Raw genomic sequence first — 16,876 nt, forward strand, 5'->3', positions numbered from 1 at the left:
CATGGTAGGAATCTCACTCCGGATCGACGGCTCGGATGGCACCACGAAGACGACTGTCTCGGCGCAGACCGCCAACAAGAAAGAAGAGCTGAAAGGCGAGATGGCGCGCGCCGAAGTGGAGCTCCTCCGGAGCGCGTGGGCCGACGTCGAGGACGTCCTCGACCGGCGGAACGACCGGCTCATCATCGAGAAGCCGGACGGGTCAACGTTCTTCGCCGGGCGGTTCGACGAAGATCGACGCGGGAACGGCAGCGTGACGGTCTCGGTCGAGTCCTACGAGCTCGACGCCAAGCAAGCCGAGCCGACGGGGGCGAACGTCGTCTACCAGAACGTCAACGACAGCACGATCGTGCAGGACCTCATCGATCTCGTGCCGACGCTCTCGGCGGGCACGATCGACACGCTTGCGAGCAACCTCTCGATGTCGTTCAGCTACGCCGAGCCCAGTAAGGGCATCCGCAGCGTGGCCGAAGCGACCGGCGCCGAGCTGCGGTACAACTACGACCGGACGATCGACTACGTCGACCGCCGCGGGACCGACAAACCCGGCGTCGTGCTTTCGCCGAGCGAGCAGACGGTGGTCGACAACCCGCGTATCACTGAGGACGCCCGCGAAGATGTCACGCACATCCGCGGGTTCGGCGCCCAGAGCGGGCCGGACCAGATCACTGCGACGGCAACCGCTGACTCCTACAATGGCGGGCGCCCGAACTGGAAGGAATACGAGAACAAAGAGATCAAAGCCGTCTCGCGGCTGCAGCGGATCATCGACCAGCGCATCAACGAGTACGACGGCGAGCCACGCCATCTCGACATCGACACCTCGGCCGTCGGCGTCGACGTTGCGCTTGGCGACCGCGTGACCGTCCAGATTCCTGAAGAGAACATCGACCGCATGCTACGAGTCATCAGCCGCCGATCAGTGCTCGGAACCGCCGGCGCGGTCCTCAAGCTTGTCACATCGAACCGCCTGCTGACCAGAGACGATCAAAACCAGAAGGCGCGAAAGGACCTGCAGCGGTTCAACCGTGGGTATCAGGGCTACGTCGACCGGAACACGGCGCCGTACGGCCCCGAAGTCGCCGGCGACGGCAACCCACGGGAGATCATCGTCCCTGACTGGCCGGACGACATCGTCGACGAGCAGTTCGTGAATCTCGTCGTCCAAGGGTCGGCGTGGCGATCTCCGGTGACGCCACTGTCGCATGATCACTCGGTCAGCATCGCCGATCACAGCCACTCGGTCAGCATCTCGGGCCACCAGCACGAAGTGGACATCCCGGGCCATCAGCACGACTACGAACAGGCCGTGCTCGACCACCGACACACGCACAACGACTACGAGTTCCAAACCGGACAGACGGACGGGCACGACCATTCATATCAAAACGGCTTCGGCTATGTCACCCTACAGGACGGGACCTTCACACGGGCGAGTGGAGGCGTCCTCGGCGGATCGTGGTCTACGACTTCAACCACGACTGAGAGCGGCGGCTCAACAACCGAGACGACCAAAAGCGGCGGGGCAACCACGACAACGACAAGCGACGGCGGCGGGACAACGACAACGACCGACTCATCTGTCCCGCTCTCGCCAGAGATCACCACGACGTTCCAAGGTAATTCCTACTACCCGACCGACGTGACGATCTCGGTCAACGGAACCGACATCACAACTGTTTCCGGAGACAGTTCTAGCAGCTGGTCGGAGACGGTCGACCTCACTGGAGAACTGACGCCGGGGCAGAACACGATCACGGCGACGCCGGCGACGCGGGGGCAGATCAACCTCATCCTGTCGAGCGAACTCTTCCGGCGCGGCCGGAGCTCGGCCTAACGCAGTCGGCTTTTAGCAGCAGAAGCAACCATGCCACAGCAACTACACACCACCGGCGAGGAGTTCGAGCGGAAGCGTATCGAAGACTACAACGCCCAGAGTCGAGGGCTGCCAGCGTCGGCAGATGTCGGGCTCTACAACGACTCGACGGATCAGCTGGCGGACGCCGACGACGTCGGCGCGATCACCACCGAGCCTGCCGGTGCAGCGTACTCCCGGGTCTCGGTTGACTTCGCGTCGATGGCTCCCGAAGAGACGAGCGATCCAAACTGGCAGCTGACTCTTCCCGACGTCGCGTTCGATGTCAGCGATAGCGACCAGACCGTGGACTCGTACTTCCTCGTCGTGACGTTCACGAGCGAGACAGCGGGTGACAGTGGCGACAACCCGCATCTGTACTACACAGGTGCGCTGAAACGCGAGGAGAATCTCTCGGACATCGCCGGCGAGTACGTGATGCGGGATGGCGGCTTGGAGGAGGACTAACTCATGCCCACGACACAGATTAGCGACGCGATCGTCTTTCCAGAGGACAAAGGAACCGGCCTGCCGAGCACGTCCGACGCGGACTACTCCAGCGCGGGGCACTTCGGCGGGCTGGCGGCACAGAGCAACAGCACCGACTACGTCGAGGCCGGCATGGGGTTCACGCCGGACTTCGGAACGCCAGCGCTGGACATCGGCGCCGGGCTGGCGTACATCCGTCACGAAGCAACGGTGAATGTCCAAGACGATGTCGGCGACTACATCAACGACTGGAAGCAGGGGATCTCGCTCGCGGTGCAGGTACCGTCGGTGAGTGGGCTGGCACTGACTGATGGCGCGACGAACCACGTATTCGTAGCGCTGGATCTCTCGTCGAACAACGGCGCGGAGTACGTGATCAACACGACCGGTGATGCGCCTTCGGCGCCGTCACTGAAGATCGGGACGGTGGACACGGCGAACGACACGGTCGAGGAGCTGAACCGTGACCCGGATCTCAGCTTTGAGGTGGCGAGTGGCGAGGAGCTCGTGCTTGAGGACACTGCTAGCCAGTGATGCCAGATGCCCCGAAGCTTATATCGGTTGGCTAGAGTTTTCATGATACCACACTATGCCGGATTTCACGCGACGGCGGGCACTCGAAGTGCTCGGCACAGGGGCGACGACAGTGCTCGCTGGCTGTTCGGGCGACCCAACGAATACTGAAGACAAGCCGAACGAGACAGCACCGCCAGAGCCTGAAGAGCAGTCTGTTGGGGATCTGGAGGATGTCCTCGTCATCGAGGCCGCGCAACAGCACACGTTGCGAGCCGACAGCGGTGAGGTGTACGATGCGGTGGAGATCCACGCCGACGGGGCATTGGCGTTCGAAGACGGTGCGGCACTACAACTGAGAGGAACCAACGACTCATGACGGACATCAAGATCGTAAACGAGAACGGGAAGATCGTGGGAAAGGACGTCGAGACTGGCGAGACGGTGCCAATTGAACTCGGCGAGACAGTTTTGGACTCGGTCAGTACAGACGAAATAACGAGCAGAATCCAGATCGACGCGGGCGACGATGCGCAGTCGATGATCGAATCGGCCACGGGGCCAGCATGGATTCAGGTAGAGCCGGGTGCGACGTTCGATATCACGCCGCCGTTCGAGCCGCCGGCGTCAACTTTCATCGACGCTGGAACGTCGTCACATCATGCGCCGGTAACGACGTTCCAAAAAGTCGGTGACGGCGACATGATGAGTGTCCCCAGCGGACTCTGGCTCCGCGGCATCGAGTTCGACGGGCAGCGGTCGAGTTACACAGGCAATGGCCTCGTCGACCGGAATTTCGACGGCCAGAACATCAGGATGGTCGGCTGCACGATTCGGAACATGGCGGGTCACTGCCGTGTGCATGACGCGGCAGCTTACTGCTACTACGAGAACGACCGGTTTCTGGATTCGGACGGCTACGCGATCCGCAATATCACAACCGACCACGACGGGTTCCGCCGCAGCACCCTCATCAACTGCCGGTCGTCATTCACCGGCGGTTTCCTGAAAAGCGAAACCTCGGATCGGTTCAACGAGTACCGAAACATCCGCGTGACGAGTCAGAACGGGCCAGGAATCCACATCGACAACAGTGCTGAAGGTGTGCTCAAGCACCACCTCTTTACCGGCCACATCAACGATACCGACGGCCCTCACGTCTACGTCGAAAGCGGGGGCCTTGTCGAAACGGACTTTGGAGTGTCGATGGCGAATGGCGGACGGAGTGTCTCTGTCCCGACGACCGCACCAGTCGGCGGCATCGTCCACGTAGAAGGGTCCAGCCAAGAATGCCGGATGACTTTCTCAGCTGGCCGCTTGGGTGTGACGGGATCAGACGCCGGCGCGGGAATCTCGAACCAAAGCGGCAACAATCTGCGCGTGCTCGCCACCGGAGCTGACGCCACAGGCAGCGAAACGATCGAGGGGCAGGTCATCCTGACCGCGATCGACGTTGAGAGGTTTGCAATGGCGCGCCCCTCGAATTTTAATGGCTCGGCAGGGTACGCTCTCGACGGCAATTTCCCCGGAGAAGGACGCCTCGTCAACTTGGACGACGGCCAGAGCTATTACTTCGGCTGGTGGGGCAACCCGCCAGAGGCCAGCCCGGCACAGGGGAGCTTCTACGTGGACTCGGGGAGCAACACGGGCGATGGGGAAGCGGGGATCGGGATCTACGACGGGTCGGCCTGGACGTACACGAATTGATCACTGCTGACGCGCGTTGCTCATTACGGTACTTGACAATCTGGGCAGTCTGACACGTTTTCAGTACACGATACATCATGTCCCAACTCGGCACTTCACAACTCGGCGAAGAGCGCCTCGGCGCCCGACCACCACGAGATCAAGACGGCCGACTCGGCCGGTTCAACTTGGGCCGTGTCCAGCTGGGCGAGACGACGCCGATCGCTGTCCGTGAGGCGCTCGCAAGTTCGGCGACAGCTACGTCCAAGCAGTCGGCGATCGCGTCGCTCACGGCAGGCGCCGAGTCAACGACTGCGACAGGGACGCCGCAGCAGTCCTCGATCGCGTCGATCGTCCGGTCGGCGATCACAACGTCGGCCGCAGCGACGCCGGCGGAAGCGTTCCGATACTTCCGCGACTGGGAGATCGACGGCATGACCGTCGAGACCGTCACGAAGGACGGCACGAAACGCGCGGAGCTCACAGCGAAGCGGCTCTCGCTCTCGTTCGAAGTCACGCGTGACAACCTCGACTACTGGCGGCAATACGACCGGACTGGCGATCTATCGATCACGACGGGCTACGGCGGCTCGTTCGATGTCGTCGATCGCGCTGGCCGGGCTGGCGCCGTCGAAGCGGTACCGCCGACAGATTACCAACCACCGTTCGACCGGGCAGACTACTACGTCAACAGCTACGAGGAGAGCCAGCTTGCCGCCGATCGCTTCGAAATCTCGCTCACGCTCCAGCGGACAGAGAACCGAGAGACCAGCTTCCAGATGGCTGACGAGGCGGGTGAGGACTGGCTGCTTGAGTTCGGCGTCGCAACGGTCGCGCTCGAAAACGAGCAGGTTCGGCGGTCCTCGGCTGGCGGCAGCCGGACCGGGATGCGCGTGACGCTACCGCTGATGCTGACGGACGACCAAGCGGCCGCAGTTGCTGAGTCGGCTGCCTATCCAGACGCCGTCGTCGAGCGGTCGGTTCCTGATGGCGAAGACTTCGTTGAGGACACGAGCGGGGGTAATCAGACCGTGACGATCACGCCGCCGGCGTCGGCGGAGATGGATACAGGAGACTACGCAATCCAATCGTGGCGGCTCTCGTTCGGTCGGTTCGGCGAGGCGCGTTGGAGTGTCGAGTTAGAGTTGCGGGAGATGAAGAGTTGAACAGAGCCAGTGCGAGGTTACCGCGTCTGGATCTGGTTGAGTTGTCGCTGGGTGTTGTCCGGCGTCGAGGCGATGTAGCGGCGGGCGGTGCTGATCTGCGACCAGCCGAACATCGCTTGGAGCGCCGGCGCGGCGAGGCCCTTCCCGGCCAGATGCGTCGCAGCAGTCGCTCTGAGGCCGTGCGGGTTCGTCGTCTCCTCACTCAACCCGTCGGCTTCCCGCAGCGCTTCGTCGACGCGACGGTTGACGGCTTGGCGCGATCTCGTCCACTCGTCGAACCGGTCGAAATACTGTTCGAGCACGAGCTCGGCACGCGAATCGAAGTCGAACGGCACCGACCGGGCGGCGTTCTCTGTTTTCGCGGTCCACATCTGCTCTTCCGCTTCGTCCTGCGTCACCTCGTTTTCCTGTTGGTAGCGGCGAGCGACATCGTCGAGCGCCTCGCGGACTTCGTCGACGTCGTCGACGGCGCCCGCGTTCGCCAGTAACTCCTCAACCTGCCGGTCGAGAGCATCCTTTCGGAGGTCGCCGTCGATGTGGATCACGTGGATGGTCTGAAGTTGGCGCTGGAGTTCGCCGGGCAACGAGGGCATCTCCGAGAGTTGTTCTTGCAGGGCTTCGAGGCGCGCCTCGGCCAGCGACAGCTGTGAATACTCAGCGCGCTGGGCGGCTTGCTGGCGGCAGTAGCCACAGATCCCGCCGTCCTTGCCCTTCTCACACGGGAGATGGAACGGGATGTCGATCATTCGTTTGCGCCAGTTCACCCAGTCGCCTTTCATGTGGCAGATTTCGCCCGGGCGAAGTCCGAGGCGGCCGCCGACGAACGCGACGAACCGTGCCTCGAGGCTGCGCAGGTCGCAGTCGATCGCTCTGGCGCCTTGGAGGAAGCGCTCGAACTCGTAGTCGTCGAGCGCGTTCTCTTTGCTGTGCGTCGTCACGCGTGATCACCGGCTCGGCGAGGGCCGATGCAGAGCTGCACAGGCTCGACGTCCAGATCGTCGACGCGCTCGCTACGGCGCTGGTTGATGGTCGCCGGCGCCGGCGTGGGCGCATCGGCTGACTGGCTGCTCACTGTTCTCCCTCCGTTGGCTCGTAGCAGTCGGTGGTGAGCTTCCGGACGTGCTCGGCCAGCGAACTGGTCGAGTCGCTCGGGGCGACCTGCTTCGACCGGTCGTTGTAGTTCACGGCGCCGAGCTCGTCCAGCTTGTCGAGATGGTTCTGCGTGAGCGCGATATAGACGCGCGTCCGCTGCTCGCCGGTGACGTGGCTGGGGTCGATCCCCTGCTCGATCGCCGCGATCTCGACGGCGAGGTCACCGGCAGCAACCGGGCCCTCTGCGCGGTCGAGCGAGAGCAGCGTCTGGCGACGCCGCGAGTTCGCAACGGCCTCGAAGGCGTCGTCGGGCTCCATCGGGATGCAGCCCGCAGCGGCGGCGGTCATCGTCCACCTCGTGCCAGCTGCTGGCCCGCTGCTGTGAGGAGGACGATACAGTCGACATCGTCGCCGACGATCTCGACGTAGCCGCCGGCGGCCAGTCGGTTGAGCCGTTCGTCGATCTCTCGCAGCTGGAGGTCGCTCTCGATCGAGAGGTCCCGGCGGGTGGTGGCGCCGTTTCGGTCGGCGGCGAACTGTGCGATCTTCTGCAGTCGTGGGTCACGGTCCGGGGTGAGCGGGCTGTCCTCGTACGCCTGAAGGACAGAGTTATCACTCTCCGGACGGTTAGTCTCGCTTGCTGTCATTGCGGCAGCACGGCCGGTTCCCGGTGTCACAGCACCGGGGCCATTTCAGGCGACCGTGTCAATTCTGGATAGTTGCCACGTTATAAAGTATATTTGTATATTTACTCAGCGCCCGCGAAACCAGCGGTTTGAACAGGCGTAGAACAGCGGAAACGGCGGGTGGTTAGGGTCGCACTTAGTCGGCGAGTTGTTCGGCGTGCTCGATGTACGAGGGCAGCCGGTCCCAGAGGTCGTCACGGCGCTGGATGATCGGCTGGAGCCGGTCGAGCGCCCGGAGGTCCTCGGCGTCGACGTCGCCGTCGACGATCAGGTCCAAGAGGTCAGCGCCTTCGTCGGCAACGGTCGGCTCGACGAGCCGCGGCGCCTGCCCCAGCTCGGCGATCGTCTCGCCGGGACACCAGAGGCACTCGTCGCGGTGCCGTGGCGTCCGGCGGCCGCAGTGGTCGCAGACGACCGGAACGATCGGATCGGGATCTTCGTCGTAGTCGATCTGTGCGCCGTCGGCCATCGCTATGTGCTTCCGGCTTTCCGACCCGAAGACAGCGATGTAGTGGGCGACGACTCTCGACCCGCGGGACCAGCCGAAGTGAAACTCGAGGTCGCGCTGGCTGACGTAGCGACTCGCAGCGAGGATGCTGGCGCGCGACTTGCGGAAGTGCTCGGGGTTCGCCGGCTTCGTGACCCCTGCGCGCTCGGCAGCCCGCTTGATGTTTCGGCGGATGTCTTGGTAGCCGACGTGCTCGTCGTCGTACCGTTTCGTCCAGAGGTACGTGTCCGACCGAGGGCCGCGATCGGTCGCGTTCGCCGGGTGAGCTTCTTCCATCCACAGCCGGACGTACGGCGCGCCGACGTCGACGCGGACGGTGCGGGCGAACGTCTTCGAGTCGGACTCGATTGACACGAGGAGGTGGTCGCCGCGGTCGTCGATCTGGCCGAACGTGAGCTCCCAGAACTCACTCATCGGCCGGCAGCCCAGCGCCCAGAGCAGCGCGGTCATCGCTTTCTCGCGCTCGTGGTTGCAGTGCTCGATGATCTCGACGATGTCGTCCCAGAACAGCACTTCCGAGGGTTCGGGTGCGGGCTGATCGTCCTCGACGTTGCCGAGCTCGACGGCGCCGAAGCGCTCGGGGTAGTCCTCGTCCGGCGCGTCCGGTGCGAGGAAGCGGCCCCAGCTGCGGAGCGCCGAGTAGTAGTTGTCGAGCGTGTAGCCGTTGTCGTACTCGCCGTCAACCCAGCGGACGATCGCGTCGATCGCGTCCTCGCCGGCGTCGGGGTCGAGCGTCTCAACGAGCGCGTCGGTGTGCTTGGCGAGCCGGTGCAGGTGTGAGAGGTAGCTCTCGTGCCGGGTGCCGCTGATCTGGTGTTTTGCGCTGGACGTCCGGTTGTGGGCGTCAAGGGCGTCGTGGTAGTCGAGGAGTCGTTGCCGTTCGGTGTCGCTGATCTCGTCGTCGCTCCGGATGTGCCGGAGCCGTCTGTCGATGACTTTTTGATAGTCGTCTTGCATACTCGTAACTGTTGGATGCGACCGCGCTACGGTGGGTTGCTGCGTGGCGGCGCGGTCGCGCTGGTTGGTTGGTGGGCGATGCTCGGGCTGCGCTGGCACGCGGCCCAAACTTACTTAATGATCTGAAGCCCTTATATAACCTTGCCGTAAGGTAATTCGAGCTTACTGCGAGAATCAGTAGACAGTGACGAGGCGTGTAGTGTGTTTTCTCTGGTATTGAGTAGCAAGACGTATTTAAAGAGCAATTGGCTGCTCAGGGGAGAAAGCATTTCCCGATCGGCCGTGCCGTATCGATCATGCCCTCGATCGAAGAGTTGCTCGTTGGAGTCTCGGTCAGCTGCGGCGTCGTCGGACTGGCTTGCATCGCTATCGGTCAGTACATCCTCCTGTTCGCGTAAGTGTGGCCACTTGGTAACATAAATAAAATAATCCTGCATCCTATCCCTAAATCGCAGTAGACAGTCGCTACGAGTGACTGAGCGGCGTCTGGAGCGGTGGACTGGGGGTGTTTTCCCCGGGTTGAGCCGCCGAAAACGTGGGCCAAAACCCCGTCGTTTCCGATGGAACAGCCCCGATAAAGCGTTATTCGATATATCGAACGCGAACAGCAGATCACTCCAGCCCGAGTTCGTCACCTCGGTAGTCTTCTGCCATCGTCAGCTGACCATCTCCCCGTACTCGTCGTAGGCCGCTTCGAGATCGAGGTACGCTGCGATCGCCTCGAGGTCTTGATGTCCGTGACGGAACGCCGCAGCGTAGAAGTCGTTCTTCAGCGGCTCGTCGCGGTCAGCGAGGTTGCACAGCGCTTTGATCTGCCGGAACGCGGTCTCCAATTCCTCTTTCTCGTCCGCCGGGATGTACGCTTGGACGTTTTCACGGCTCGCCTTCACGCCGTCCTTCCCATCGGTCCCGGTAGTGCTGTCTTCGCTGTCGTTGCTGTCAATCCCATCATTACTGGCACTGCTGGCTACGTCAGTCATACTATCATTCTCGTCAGAGACATCATTGCCGTCTTTACTGTCCTGCTCGTCGTTGCCGTCGTCGGTCGTTCCTTCGTACTCGTCTTTCAGGTCACCGAGGCCGCTGAAGCGGTCGCGGGGGTCGTCGTCGGCCATCGAGATCACGCCCCGTCGATCCGCTCGTCGAGCGTTGCGGCGAGTTTACGGTAGCGGTCGCACATCGCGTTCTCAGGATCGAACTCGAACAACGTCTCGCCGTGACGCCACGACCGTGGAATCGCAACGCGGTAGCGGACTTCGAGAACCTCCTCACCGTCGTCGCTCTCTTGGAGTAGCAGCTCGTCGTCGAACTCGGGCCGAAGCTCCTCGAGGATGAATTTTTTCTCGTTGTTGTCACGCGCGACGTTGACGAAGATGCCGGCGATCGAGACCTCGTCGTCGAGGTCTCTCCGAATCGGGATGACTTGGTTTTCCATGAGCTCACTGAACCCGTCCAGCGCCTCGCCGGCGGGCATCAGCGGCACGAGCACATTCTTCGCGGCGATGATCGCCGAGTCGCTGACGCGGTTGAGCTCCGGCGGCGAGTCCAGCACGACCCAGTCGTAGCCGTCCTCGACATCGTCGAGGAACTCTTCGAGGCGCAGGAACCACGCGCGGTCGTTGTTCAGGTCGTCGGAGAGATCATCCATCCGGCGGTTGGCCGGGATCACGTCGAACGGCCCGCGATCGCGGATGATCGATGTCGGATCGGCGCCGTCGACGGCGTCGTCCTGTAGCAAGAACTGGCCGATGTGGTACTCAGCGTCGTAGGCGTCCTCAAGGCCGAGCCCTTTCGTGAGCCCGCCGCGGTGGTCGAGGTCGACCGCGAGGACGTCCTCGCCCTGGTCGGCGAGTGCGGCCGCGAGGTTTGTCGCCGTAGCTGTCTTCCCGGTCCCGCCCTTGAATATCGCCGTCGTGATGCGTTTTGCTGTCATGATTGGCAGACCCGGCATAGACGGCAATCCCATCATTACTGGGATTGCTGTCCTGCCTGTCACTACCGGGAGTGCTCTCACTGATGGATCATAAAAGCGCGTCAGACGCTCGTCGGCCGGCGAGGAATAGATGTCGAAGCGGTGCGTCAGTCGTCCGCCGGCCGGTCAGTCCCCGTATGTAGACAGTGGTGGTTGCGTGTCTCAGTCGATGAGATTATATGACTGGCCGACGCCACTGTAGGCTGTTCCAGACGGCGCTCTGGAGCCGTTGAAGTTGGCGTCCGCACCACACGATGCGGTTTCAGATGGACGCTTCTGCGGTCTACTCTTCGAGCTTCCGTCGCGCGGAGTTGACGCGCTCCGAGACGTTGCTCCGGTTGAGCTCCGACGCTTTTGCCCAGCCCGTCTGAGAGTAGCCAAACCGCTCGACGGCGAGGTAATCGCGTAGCTCCGACGCAGTCAGTTCCCGCGCGAGACCGTCGTACATCGTCGGTTCGCTGTCGTCGGGCTCGGCGATGGTAAGATATCGCTTGTTGCGCTTGTTGCGTTCGCCAACTCGCGTCCCGAACTGGACGATCTCCCAGCCATGCGGGAGTTGATGTTTGTCGAGCGAGAACGCCGAGAACTCCGTACCGGGCTCCCACGACACGCGCACCGCAGCCCGGCCGTCGGCAATCGTGTCGGTCTCGATCGTCCAGTCGATGGGCAGGCCTCGATTGTCCTCCAACGCCGCCGCAACGTCGTCCTGCTCGCGGTCGTGATCCTGCTTGTCGCCGCCGTCGGTCCGCAAGTCTTCGTCGCTGTCTCCGGATTCGATCTCTTCGTCTTCGTCGTCTTCGATTGGCTGGAGCGAAACGCCACTGCCGTCCTCGATCTCGGCGTTGATGTAGCCCGCGCTGACCTCGTGTTCCTCGCCCTCGTCGGTCTCGATGACGACGATGGTCTGCTCCATCGTGTTGCTCGGGCCGAGGTGCTTCGTGACCTCTTCGATTTCTAGAACCGTAGCGTCGGTTTCGACGATCTCGGCATCCGTCGTCTCCAGCGTAAACTCGTCGGGGATGCTGATGTAGTGAACGCGGTCGCCGGCTTCGAGTTCGTGCATTGTGTTCGACCTCTATGTAGTACATAGGGGGACAACCACTTATAGTTTGTGGTGTATAGGGGAACACACTGGGAGGAGTGTGGGTGAGAGGGTGGCCGGTTCGGTCAGTACCGCTCGCAGACTTCTCATTAGACATGTGGATCATCACCCGGATAGTGCGCGCCAGTAGTGCGGCGGGCAGTCTCGCGTTGCTGTTCGCGGCGCCGTCGAGCAGCACGGATCGGCTCGGGCAGCTGCGCATCTCGGTCTTGCCCACCAGCGTCGGGCTCGATCGACGAAAGCGCAGACGACACTGCTGAAGCGAACGCATCAGAGAACGCTTCCGCAGCGTTCGCCATCGCGTCGATCAGCGGGTCAATCGCGGTCTGCATCGCGTCAGTGAAGACGCGGACGTGAGCGTTCACGACCACGACCAACGAGATCGCGTCGCCGGCGCCGGCGTCGATCTCTTGCTGGACGATCGGCGGGACGACGATCCGGTCGCGCCGGTCGGTCGGCAGCATCGATCGGGCCAACTCCGTGGCTCGGAACTCGTCCGGCGTCAGCGAGAACTCTGGGGCCGCGCGTTCGAGCACCCAGTGATCGCCGGCGTCCAAGATGCGGTACTGGAGCGCCTTGCTGTCTCGATCGATCGACAGGCCGGTCTCGGTCATAGCTCCACCTCGTCACGGAGGTCGCCCGCCGGCCGGAGCGTCGGCAGCTGCGTTGCGATGCGGACGCGGTGGGCCGCGAGCGCAACGCCGAGGAAGTACGCCACTGCGAGGACGCCGAATGCGACGAGGGCCAGTGCATCGAGCCCATGGATCGGCGTCGCTACAGCGCCGAGGCACGCGGCGGTGGCCCAGAACGCCACTCCGAACGGGCAGACTTGCTCGGCAAGTCGGGCAGTCTGGTAGAGCACGCTACGGGGCAGGTCAGTCAGCATCGAGCATCGCCTCCTTGGCTTCCTGAACGCGCTTGTACTTCTCGACATCACCATCGCCAGTGTCGGGATGAAGGTCCGCCGACAGCCGACGAGCGACAGCTCGTACGACCTCGTCGGGCGCGTCGGGTGCGACACCGAGGATCTCGTGCGGTGGTTCGGTGGCCTCGATCACGTCCTCGTCGTCGGCCGGCGGCAGACGGGCGTTGGCGAACTCGCTCTCGCCGGTCTCAACCGGTCGCTGCTCCATCTTGCGCTTCTCGTGGATGTAGAGCCCGACCGTCCGGACGTTGTCTCGGAGCTTCGTGTAGCGGTCGCACGCGACGGCGTACTGGTTGCCGTCCATCGACCACCGAACCACGACGCCCGGGTCGTCTGGGTTTGCGCGGCTGTAGGGGCGCTGGTCGCGCTGGCGCTGCTGGGCGGCTGTCGAAAGCCGCCAGTCATCGACGCCAAGACGGTCGAGTTCGGCTTCGAGATCGTCGAGCGCCTGTGCGAGCGTCACGTCGTATTTGCGATTCCGTTCGCGCTCGCCTGTGGGGGTTCGCGCGAAGTCGGCCGGCCAATCGATGCCGCTGCTCTGGTCCGGTTCGGCGGTCGCGTTACTCATCGTTTTCCCCGAGTGCCTCGCCGATGCGATCAGCTGCACGTCGTGCTGCCTCTGGGTCGCTGCGTTCGAAGGCGCCTTGGAGGCCTTGATAGGCTTCTCTCACAGATTGTAGGTCAGTTTCTGGCGAATCACAGACATCGCGCTTGACCATCTCGTAGACCTCGGGGAAGTGCTCTTCGAGGATGTCGATGTCGCTGCCGAGCTTCTTCCGAACGCGATTTCGAACCAGCGAGCGGACTTTGTACTCGTAGTTGTCCGACACATCACGATCGCCTGCAATGATCTCCTGCTCGGCTTCGGTAAGCAACGCGCGGCCCTCTTCTGTCATTGAATCTGCTGTTTTAGCTGTGGCCATGTAATACCACATGTCGTAAGATACACGCACGCGCCAAATAGCTTACCCCTAACTCGTATACACACTCAGCAGTGTATACGATTATTCGTAAGTATTAAGGAAGTGGCTGATAGAGATGTAACTGAAGCGCGGGACGCCTCGGGAGAAACTCCCGGGGACGGTGCTTCAGACACCGACCCCGCGCCCTCAAAGAGAGCAACCATGGCTACGAAACAGAACGCCAAGAACTTCACGCAAGACGTCGACCGAGAGCACTTCGAGATTCCCGCCGAGTGGGCCTACGCTGGCTCGCATGAGACGGTCGACGAAGAGACCGAGAACCGCTACTACGCCGAGAAAATCTGCGTTGAGACCCACCTCGAAGGCGAGCGCGTCAGCGCAACCGAGATCGATTACTCCGAGGACGTCTTGATGTGGGTTCGCTACGAGCACCCCGAGACCGGCGACCGCGTCGAAGAGGCCTACCGTGCCGCGGCGATCGAGCGCGATGGCGAGATATACTACACCCCGAAGGTCGTCCGCAAAGGCGGCCCGGACAAGTTCAAGACGAGTATCGCAGTGCCGAAGCGCCGTACCGAGGAGGGACGGTGATCACGATGCAGGACATCTGCCGCGACGCACGCAAGCGCCTCAACGAGACCGCGCGTCATCAGGCCGAGCAGTTTGACTCGGTGATCCTCCACAACCACGTCGCCGAAGGGGTTCCCGAAGACAGTGACCTTCGGCGGCTCGTCGATCTCGCCGAACGAAGCTACGCGCTGGCAGCCGACACTGACGACGATGAGATCGACACGGCGGCGTTCAGCGCCGGCGCGGACCTCAACGACGCGGCGACCGAGCGCGTCAACGACGTCGTGACCGAGTTGGTCGCCGAACTGGACGACGACGCGATCGCGGCCGCCCGCGACGAGCGCGACCGGTTCCTCGAGGACGATGAAGACGATGGCCGCGAAGAGCCGACCCGCTCCGAGCCAGCCGACTTCGGCGGCGGCGAGTCCACGGGGGTGCAAGACCTATGAGCGACGACCTACCCCCAATCAAGATCGGCGACCACGTCACTGACCGCGAAGACGACGAAGACAGTGCCACGATGCTGGTCGTTGGGCTCGACACGCTTCGGGCCGACGCGTACGAACTCGGCGACGGCGGCCCGACCGTCGCGGAAGTCAACCCCGAGTACCCCGAGACCGACGACGTCGTCGAGGTGATCTTCCCGCAACGGACCGACTTGGATGTCGACAAGAAGCGCTACGCCTACCCCCGCGAACGGCTCTCACTGGAGACGCCACTACACGACCTCGAGGACGAGCAGGAGGTGAACGCCGATGCACAGTGACCGCCTCGATCGGGCCGCCATCGAGCAAGCGATCTGCGGCCGGGAACTCCCGAACGATCAGCCCGAGCACTGCCGGCGCTGTGGTGGCGAACTCTGGGAGGGGCAACCCGCCACGCTTCGCGTGACGCGGACGACCGGCGAGACGCGATGGGAGATCGTCGGGATCTGGTGTCCAGTCTGTGCGCCCCACGAGTTGGAGTCGAGTACGCTCGGCGCCGAGGACACACTCGTCGAAATCGAGATCGCGGCCGGCCAGCTGCATCCCGAAACATGGCTTCAAGCTGTCCGCCCAGACGTGATCGACACGGCGAGTGCTCACGACGAAGGTGGCACAGACATCGATGTCGGCGCCGTTCTCATGGAGGTAGCTGATGGCGGCGAGTAACGCCGGCGGGAGTGAGCTGCTACTCGGCCTCGAGCGGAACGCGCGAAACCATCCGACCGGGAGGGTCTACTGCGAGTGCTGCGATGCTGTTGGCGAGCGTCCCGACGAGGTCAGCCATATGGTGGACTGTCCGCTGGCGGACGACTAAGACAAAACGGGAGAGTTGCTGTTTTTGCGGGCTTACTTTAGCGACGAAGAGTTAGTCAGCTACTACTGTCTTCGCCGCAGTCGCATTTCCCGACAGGTGTTCTCTTAGCGCAGTCCGGACAATCTCAGACTGCGGTACGTCGTACGGGACCTCGTCCTGCTCCTTCTGGATGAGTTCTTCCAACTCATCGTCAATTCGGACACTCAACTGCTTCGCCATTGTTGTTGCAAGTGTTGTTCCCCAACACAAATAAGCCTAGGGCCTACAGCGAACACTTCAACCCCGCTGCACCACAAGTATTATACTGCAACACAAGTAATACAGAGCCATGCCGGGAGATGACGATAAGTTCATTCACGTCCGCTGTTCGCCGGCTCTAAAGCGGAAAATCCGACTCGCCGCGGCAGCAGCGGAGTTGAATCAAAGCGACTTCGTCCGGTCGCGGCTCGGGGACATCGCTGACGACGAATTAGAGGACGTGAACATCGAGGAGTTGCTCGACAGCGAAGAGATCGCCGAGGCATAGCTCGCCAATCAACTGCAGACCGCCGCGCCCCCACGCGGCGGCCAAGAACACCAATGCGCATCCGATACCACAAACCCCCGAGGCTTGGTAATGCGGCCGGTACTTGCGGCTTCGCTGTAGTATCACGAGGATACTACACGAATGCCCGCCAGTACGCCGCGTTTACTTCCACTCGGGTCGGGGTTTGCAAACCGCGAGACGGCGCCGCGGTCGGATGGGGTTTCACTTTCACTCCGGCGGGTAATCAGTTTGATAATAACCGCTCTCGTCAGAAGCAGTTGGTACCATGGCGAAAGTTAAACGCGCCGACGGGAGTAGCGTCGAAGACCGGCGGGAGACCATCCAGATCAACCGGTCAGATGACATTGATCGGATGCGTTTCCGCTGTCCGAACGGCCACACGCGGTGGACGCCGACAAACTCGCACGTCTACTGCTCCTCGTGTGGCAAAGCACGCGACTCCCACCGGGATGCCGACCCCGAGCACTACGAGCTCCTGGACAAGAAGACAGGGGAGCTCATCTCGTGGTCGCGCATCGAACTCATCGACGGGCGCTGAGACCGCCCACCCCGGAAATACAACCCTCACTTACAACACAGCCGCGAA

The 16,876-nt window shown here is 62.5% G+C and carries 25 protein-coding genes; 12 read left to right on the forward strand and 13 right to left on the reverse strand.

Going from position 1 to position 16,876, the window contains the following annotated elements; translation table 11 throughout:
* The first annotated feature begins 1 nt into the window (after position 1).
* The 6 genes from CRO01_RS15900 to CRO01_RS15925 all read left to right on the forward strand — a co-directional run bounded on the left by CRO01_RS15900 (position 2) and on the right by CRO01_RS15925 (position 5,709).
* Positions 2 to 1,837: a hypothetical protein gene (locus CRO01_RS15900; protein WP_097010159.1), complete on the forward strand. Its 1,836-nt coding sequence runs from the start codon at positions 2 to 4 to the stop codon at positions 1,835 to 1,837.
* Between the two features lie 30 nt (positions 1,838 to 1,867).
* Positions 1,868 to 2,323: a hypothetical protein gene (locus tag CRO01_RS15905; RefSeq protein WP_097010160.1), complete on the forward strand. Its 456-nt coding sequence runs from the start codon at positions 1,868 to 1,870 to the stop codon at positions 2,321 to 2,323.
* 3 nt (positions 2,324 to 2,326) lie between these two features.
* The gene (locus CRO01_RS15910) at positions 2,327 to 2,878 is read left to right on the forward strand and encodes a hypothetical protein (RefSeq protein ID WP_097010161.1); all 552 of its coding nucleotides are present in this window, start codon (positions 2,327 to 2,329) and stop codon (positions 2,876 to 2,878) included.
* Between the two features lie 55 nt (positions 2,879 to 2,933).
* Entirely contained in the window at positions 2,934 to 3,236 is a 303-nt protein-coding gene (locus CRO01_RS15915; protein WP_097010162.1) for a hypothetical protein, read from the forward strand.
* Positions 3,233 to 4,564: a hypothetical protein gene (locus CRO01_RS15920; RefSeq protein ID WP_097010163.1), complete on the forward strand. Its 1,332-nt coding sequence runs from the start codon at positions 3,233 to 3,235 to the stop codon at positions 4,562 to 4,564. Before CRO01_RS15915 ends, CRO01_RS15920 begins: the two co-directional genes overlap by 4 nt.
* Positions 4,565 to 4,641: 77 nt before the next feature.
* The gene (locus CRO01_RS15925) at positions 4,642 to 5,709 is read left to right on the forward strand and encodes a hypothetical protein (RefSeq protein ID WP_097010164.1); all 1,068 of its coding nucleotides are present in this window, start codon (positions 4,642 to 4,644) and stop codon (positions 5,707 to 5,709) included.
* A gap of 17 nt (positions 5,710 to 5,726) precedes the next feature.
* Here CRO01_RS15925 and CRO01_RS15930 read toward each other — a convergent pair whose 3' ends face one another.
* From CRO01_RS15930 to CRO01_RS16850, 12 genes are all read right to left on the reverse strand, one after another.
* Positions 5,727 to 6,647 carry a tyrosine-type recombinase/integrase gene (locus tag CRO01_RS15930; RefSeq protein ID WP_097010165.1) on the reverse strand — a complete coding sequence of 307 codons (921 nt, stop codon included), beginning with the start codon at positions 6,645 to 6,647 and terminating at the stop codon, positions 5,727 to 5,729.
* Positions 6,644 to 6,781: a hypothetical protein gene (locus CRO01_RS16770; RefSeq protein ID WP_179747514.1), complete on the reverse strand. Its 138-nt coding sequence runs from the start codon at positions 6,779 to 6,781 to the stop codon at positions 6,644 to 6,646. The genes CRO01_RS15930 and CRO01_RS16770 overlap by 4 nt, the downstream gene beginning before the upstream one ends.
* A complete protein-coding gene (locus CRO01_RS15935; protein WP_245838564.1) occupies positions 6,778 to 7,149 on the reverse strand; it encodes a DUF7344 domain-containing protein in 372 nt (123 codons plus the stop codon). The genes CRO01_RS16770 and CRO01_RS15935 overlap by 4 nt, the downstream gene beginning before the upstream one ends.
* A complete protein-coding gene (locus CRO01_RS15940; RefSeq protein ID WP_097010167.1) occupies positions 7,146 to 7,448 on the reverse strand; it encodes a hypothetical protein in 303 nt (100 codons plus the stop codon). The genes CRO01_RS15935 and CRO01_RS15940 overlap by 4 nt, the downstream gene beginning before the upstream one ends.
* Positions 7,449 to 7,623: 175 nt before the next feature.
* A complete protein-coding gene (locus CRO01_RS15945; RefSeq protein ID WP_097010168.1) occupies positions 7,624 to 8,952 on the reverse strand; it encodes a tyrosine-type recombinase/integrase in 1,329 nt (442 codons plus the stop codon).
* A 656-nt stretch (positions 8,953 to 9,608) separates the two neighbouring features.
* On the reverse strand, positions 9,609 to 10,067 hold the full coding sequence (locus CRO01_RS15950) for a hypothetical protein (protein ID WP_143824977.1): 459 nt from the start codon (positions 10,065 to 10,067) through the stop codon (positions 9,609 to 9,611).
* A gap of 5 nt (positions 10,068 to 10,072) precedes the next feature.
* Entirely contained in the window at positions 10,073 to 10,885 is an 813-nt protein-coding gene (locus CRO01_RS15955; RefSeq protein ID WP_179747515.1) for a ParA family protein, read from the reverse strand.
* Between the two features lie 322 nt (positions 10,886 to 11,207).
* Positions 11,208 to 11,987, reverse strand: a complete 780-nt coding sequence (locus CRO01_RS15960) for a hypothetical protein (RefSeq protein WP_097010171.1) — start codon at positions 11,985 to 11,987, stop codon at positions 11,208 to 11,210.
* Between the two features lie 128 nt (positions 11,988 to 12,115).
* On the reverse strand, positions 12,116 to 12,640 hold the full coding sequence (locus tag CRO01_RS15965) for a hypothetical protein (protein WP_097010172.1): 525 nt from the start codon (positions 12,638 to 12,640) through the stop codon (positions 12,116 to 12,118).
* Positions 12,637 to 12,912, reverse strand: a complete 276-nt coding sequence (locus CRO01_RS15970) for a hypothetical protein (RefSeq protein ID WP_097010173.1) — start codon at positions 12,910 to 12,912, stop codon at positions 12,637 to 12,639. Before CRO01_RS15970 ends, CRO01_RS15965 begins: the two co-directional genes overlap by 4 nt.
* The gene (locus CRO01_RS15975) at positions 12,902 to 13,519 is read right to left on the reverse strand and encodes a DnaJ domain-containing protein (RefSeq protein ID WP_097010174.1); all 618 of its coding nucleotides are present in this window, start codon (positions 13,517 to 13,519) and stop codon (positions 12,902 to 12,904) included. Before CRO01_RS15975 ends, CRO01_RS15970 begins: the two co-directional genes overlap by 11 nt.
* A complete protein-coding gene (locus CRO01_RS16850; RefSeq protein ID WP_218839224.1) occupies positions 13,512 to 13,847 on the reverse strand; it encodes a hypothetical protein in 336 nt (111 codons plus the stop codon). The genes CRO01_RS15975 and CRO01_RS16850 overlap by 8 nt, the downstream gene beginning before the upstream one ends.
* Positions 13,848 to 14,075: 228 nt before the next feature.
* On the opposite strand from CRO01_RS16850, the gene CRO01_RS15985 reads away from it, so the two are divergent.
* From CRO01_RS15985 to CRO01_RS16000, 4 genes are read left to right on the forward strand one after another with little or no spacing between them, the layout of a single operon-like run.
* Positions 14,076 to 14,465 carry a hypothetical protein gene (locus CRO01_RS15985; RefSeq protein WP_097010175.1) on the forward strand — a complete coding sequence of 130 codons (390 nt, stop codon included), beginning with the start codon at positions 14,076 to 14,078 and terminating at the stop codon, positions 14,463 to 14,465.
* A 5-nt stretch (positions 14,466 to 14,470) separates the two neighbouring features.
* Positions 14,471 to 14,893 (forward strand): hypothetical protein, encoded by a 423-nt coding sequence (locus CRO01_RS15990; RefSeq protein ID WP_143824978.1) that lies wholly within the window; start codon positions 14,471 to 14,473, stop codon positions 14,891 to 14,893.
* Complete coding sequence (locus CRO01_RS15995) at positions 14,890 to 15,210, forward strand: hypothetical protein (protein ID WP_097010177.1); 321 nt, start codon at positions 14,890 to 14,892, stop codon at positions 15,208 to 15,210. The genes CRO01_RS15990 and CRO01_RS15995 overlap by 4 nt, the downstream gene beginning before the upstream one ends.
* Complete coding sequence (locus CRO01_RS16000; RefSeq protein WP_097010178.1) at positions 15,200 to 15,595, forward strand: hypothetical protein; 396 nt, start codon at positions 15,200 to 15,202, stop codon at positions 15,593 to 15,595. Before CRO01_RS15995 ends, CRO01_RS16000 begins: the two co-directional genes overlap by 11 nt.
* A 199-nt stretch (positions 15,596 to 15,794) precedes the next feature.
* Here the strand turns inward: CRO01_RS16000 and CRO01_RS16775 are convergent, their stop codons facing one another.
* The gene (locus tag CRO01_RS16775; protein WP_179747516.1) at positions 15,795 to 15,962 is read right to left on the reverse strand and encodes a hypothetical protein; all 168 of its coding nucleotides are present in this window, start codon (positions 15,960 to 15,962) and stop codon (positions 15,795 to 15,797) included.
* Between the two features lie 109 nt (positions 15,963 to 16,071).
* Here CRO01_RS16775 and CRO01_RS16005 point away from each other — a divergent pair, with 109 nt between their 5' ends.
* Positions 16,072 to 16,269, forward strand: coding sequence for a hypothetical protein (locus tag CRO01_RS16005; protein WP_097010179.1), 198 nt, complete (start codon positions 16,072 to 16,074; stop codon positions 16,267 to 16,269).
* Between the two features lie 286 nt (positions 16,270 to 16,555).
* Positions 16,556 to 16,828 (forward strand): hypothetical protein, encoded by a 273-nt coding sequence (locus CRO01_RS16010; protein ID WP_245838565.1) that lies wholly within the window; start codon positions 16,556 to 16,558, stop codon positions 16,826 to 16,828.
* Positions 16,829 to 16,876 lie beyond the last annotated feature (48 nt).

Origin of the sequence: Natronoarchaeum philippinense (genome assembly GCF_900215575.1) — an archaeon.
Classification (GTDB): Archaea; Halobacteriota; Halobacteria; order Halobacteriales; family Natronoarchaeaceae; genus Natronoarchaeum; species Natronoarchaeum philippinense.

Bases quoted from the DNA above. Each gene is read 5' to 3' on its own strand.
- CRO01_RS15900 (WP_097010159.1), top strand. From the start codon at position 2: ATGGTAGGAATCTCACTCCGGATCGACGGCTCGGATGGCACCACGAAG.
- CRO01_RS15905 (WP_097010160.1), top strand. From the start codon at position 1,868: ATGCCACAGCAACTACACACCACCGGCGAGGAGTTCGAGCGGAAGCGT.
- CRO01_RS15910 (WP_097010161.1), top strand. From the start codon at position 2,327: ATGCCCACGACACAGATTAGCGACGCGATCGTCTTTCCAGAGGACAAA.
- CRO01_RS15915 (WP_097010162.1), top strand. From the start codon at position 2,934: ATGCCGGATTTCACGCGACGGCGGGCACTCGAAGTGCTCGGCACAGGG.
- CRO01_RS15920 (WP_097010163.1), top strand. From the start codon at position 3,233: ATGACGGACATCAAGATCGTAAACGAGAACGGGAAGATCGTGGGAAAG.
- CRO01_RS15925 (WP_097010164.1), top strand. From the start codon at position 4,642: ATGTCCCAACTCGGCACTTCACAACTCGGCGAAGAGCGCCTCGGCGCC.
- CRO01_RS15935 (WP_245838564.1), bottom strand. From the start codon at position 7,149: ATGACCGCCGCCGCTGCGGGCTGCATCCCGATGGAGCCCGACGACGCC.
- CRO01_RS15940 (WP_097010167.1), bottom strand. From the start codon at position 7,448: ATGACAGCAAGCGAGACTAACCGTCCGGAGAGTGATAACTCTGTCCTT.
- CRO01_RS15945 (WP_097010168.1), bottom strand. From the start codon at position 8,952: ATGCAAGACGACTATCAAAAAGTCATCGACAGACGGCTCCGGCACATC.
- CRO01_RS15950 (WP_143824977.1), bottom strand. From the start codon at position 10,067: ATGGCCGACGACGACCCCCGCGACCGCTTCAGCGGCCTCGGTGACCTG.
- CRO01_RS15955 (WP_179747515.1), bottom strand. From the start codon at position 10,885: ATGACAGCAAAACGCATCACGACGGCGATATTCAAGGGCGGGACCGGG.
- CRO01_RS15960 (WP_097010171.1), bottom strand. From the start codon at position 11,987: ATGCACGAACTCGAAGCCGGCGACCGCGTTCACTACATCAGCATCCCC.
- CRO01_RS15965 (WP_097010172.1), bottom strand. From the start codon at position 12,640: ATGACCGAGACCGGCCTGTCGATCGATCGAGACAGCAAGGCGCTCCAG.
- CRO01_RS15970 (WP_097010173.1), bottom strand. From the start codon at position 12,912: ATGCTGACTGACCTGCCCCGTAGCGTGCTCTACCAGACTGCCCGACTT.
- CRO01_RS15975 (WP_097010174.1), bottom strand. From the start codon at position 13,519: ATGAGTAACGCGACCGCCGAACCGGACCAGAGCAGCGGCATCGATTGG.
- CRO01_RS16850 (WP_218839224.1), bottom strand. From the start codon at position 13,847: ATGACAGAAGAGGGCCGCGCGTTGCTTACCGAAGCCGAGCAGGAGATC.
- CRO01_RS15985 (WP_097010175.1), top strand. From the start codon at position 14,076: ATGGCTACGAAACAGAACGCCAAGAACTTCACGCAAGACGTCGACCGA.
- CRO01_RS15990 (WP_143824978.1), top strand. From the start codon at position 14,471: ATGCAGGACATCTGCCGCGACGCACGCAAGCGCCTCAACGAGACCGCG.
- CRO01_RS15995 (WP_097010177.1), top strand. From the start codon at position 14,890: ATGAGCGACGACCTACCCCCAATCAAGATCGGCGACCACGTCACTGAC.
- CRO01_RS16000 (WP_097010178.1), top strand. From the start codon at position 15,200: ATGCACAGTGACCGCCTCGATCGGGCCGCCATCGAGCAAGCGATCTGC.
- CRO01_RS16775 (WP_179747516.1), bottom strand. From the start codon at position 15,962: ATGGCGAAGCAGTTGAGTGTCCGAATTGACGATGAGTTGGAAGAACTC.
- CRO01_RS16005 (WP_097010179.1), top strand. From the start codon at position 16,072: ATGCCGGGAGATGACGATAAGTTCATTCACGTCCGCTGTTCGCCGGCT.
- CRO01_RS16010 (WP_245838565.1), top strand. From the start codon at position 16,556: ATGGCGAAAGTTAAACGCGCCGACGGGAGTAGCGTCGAAGACCGGCGG.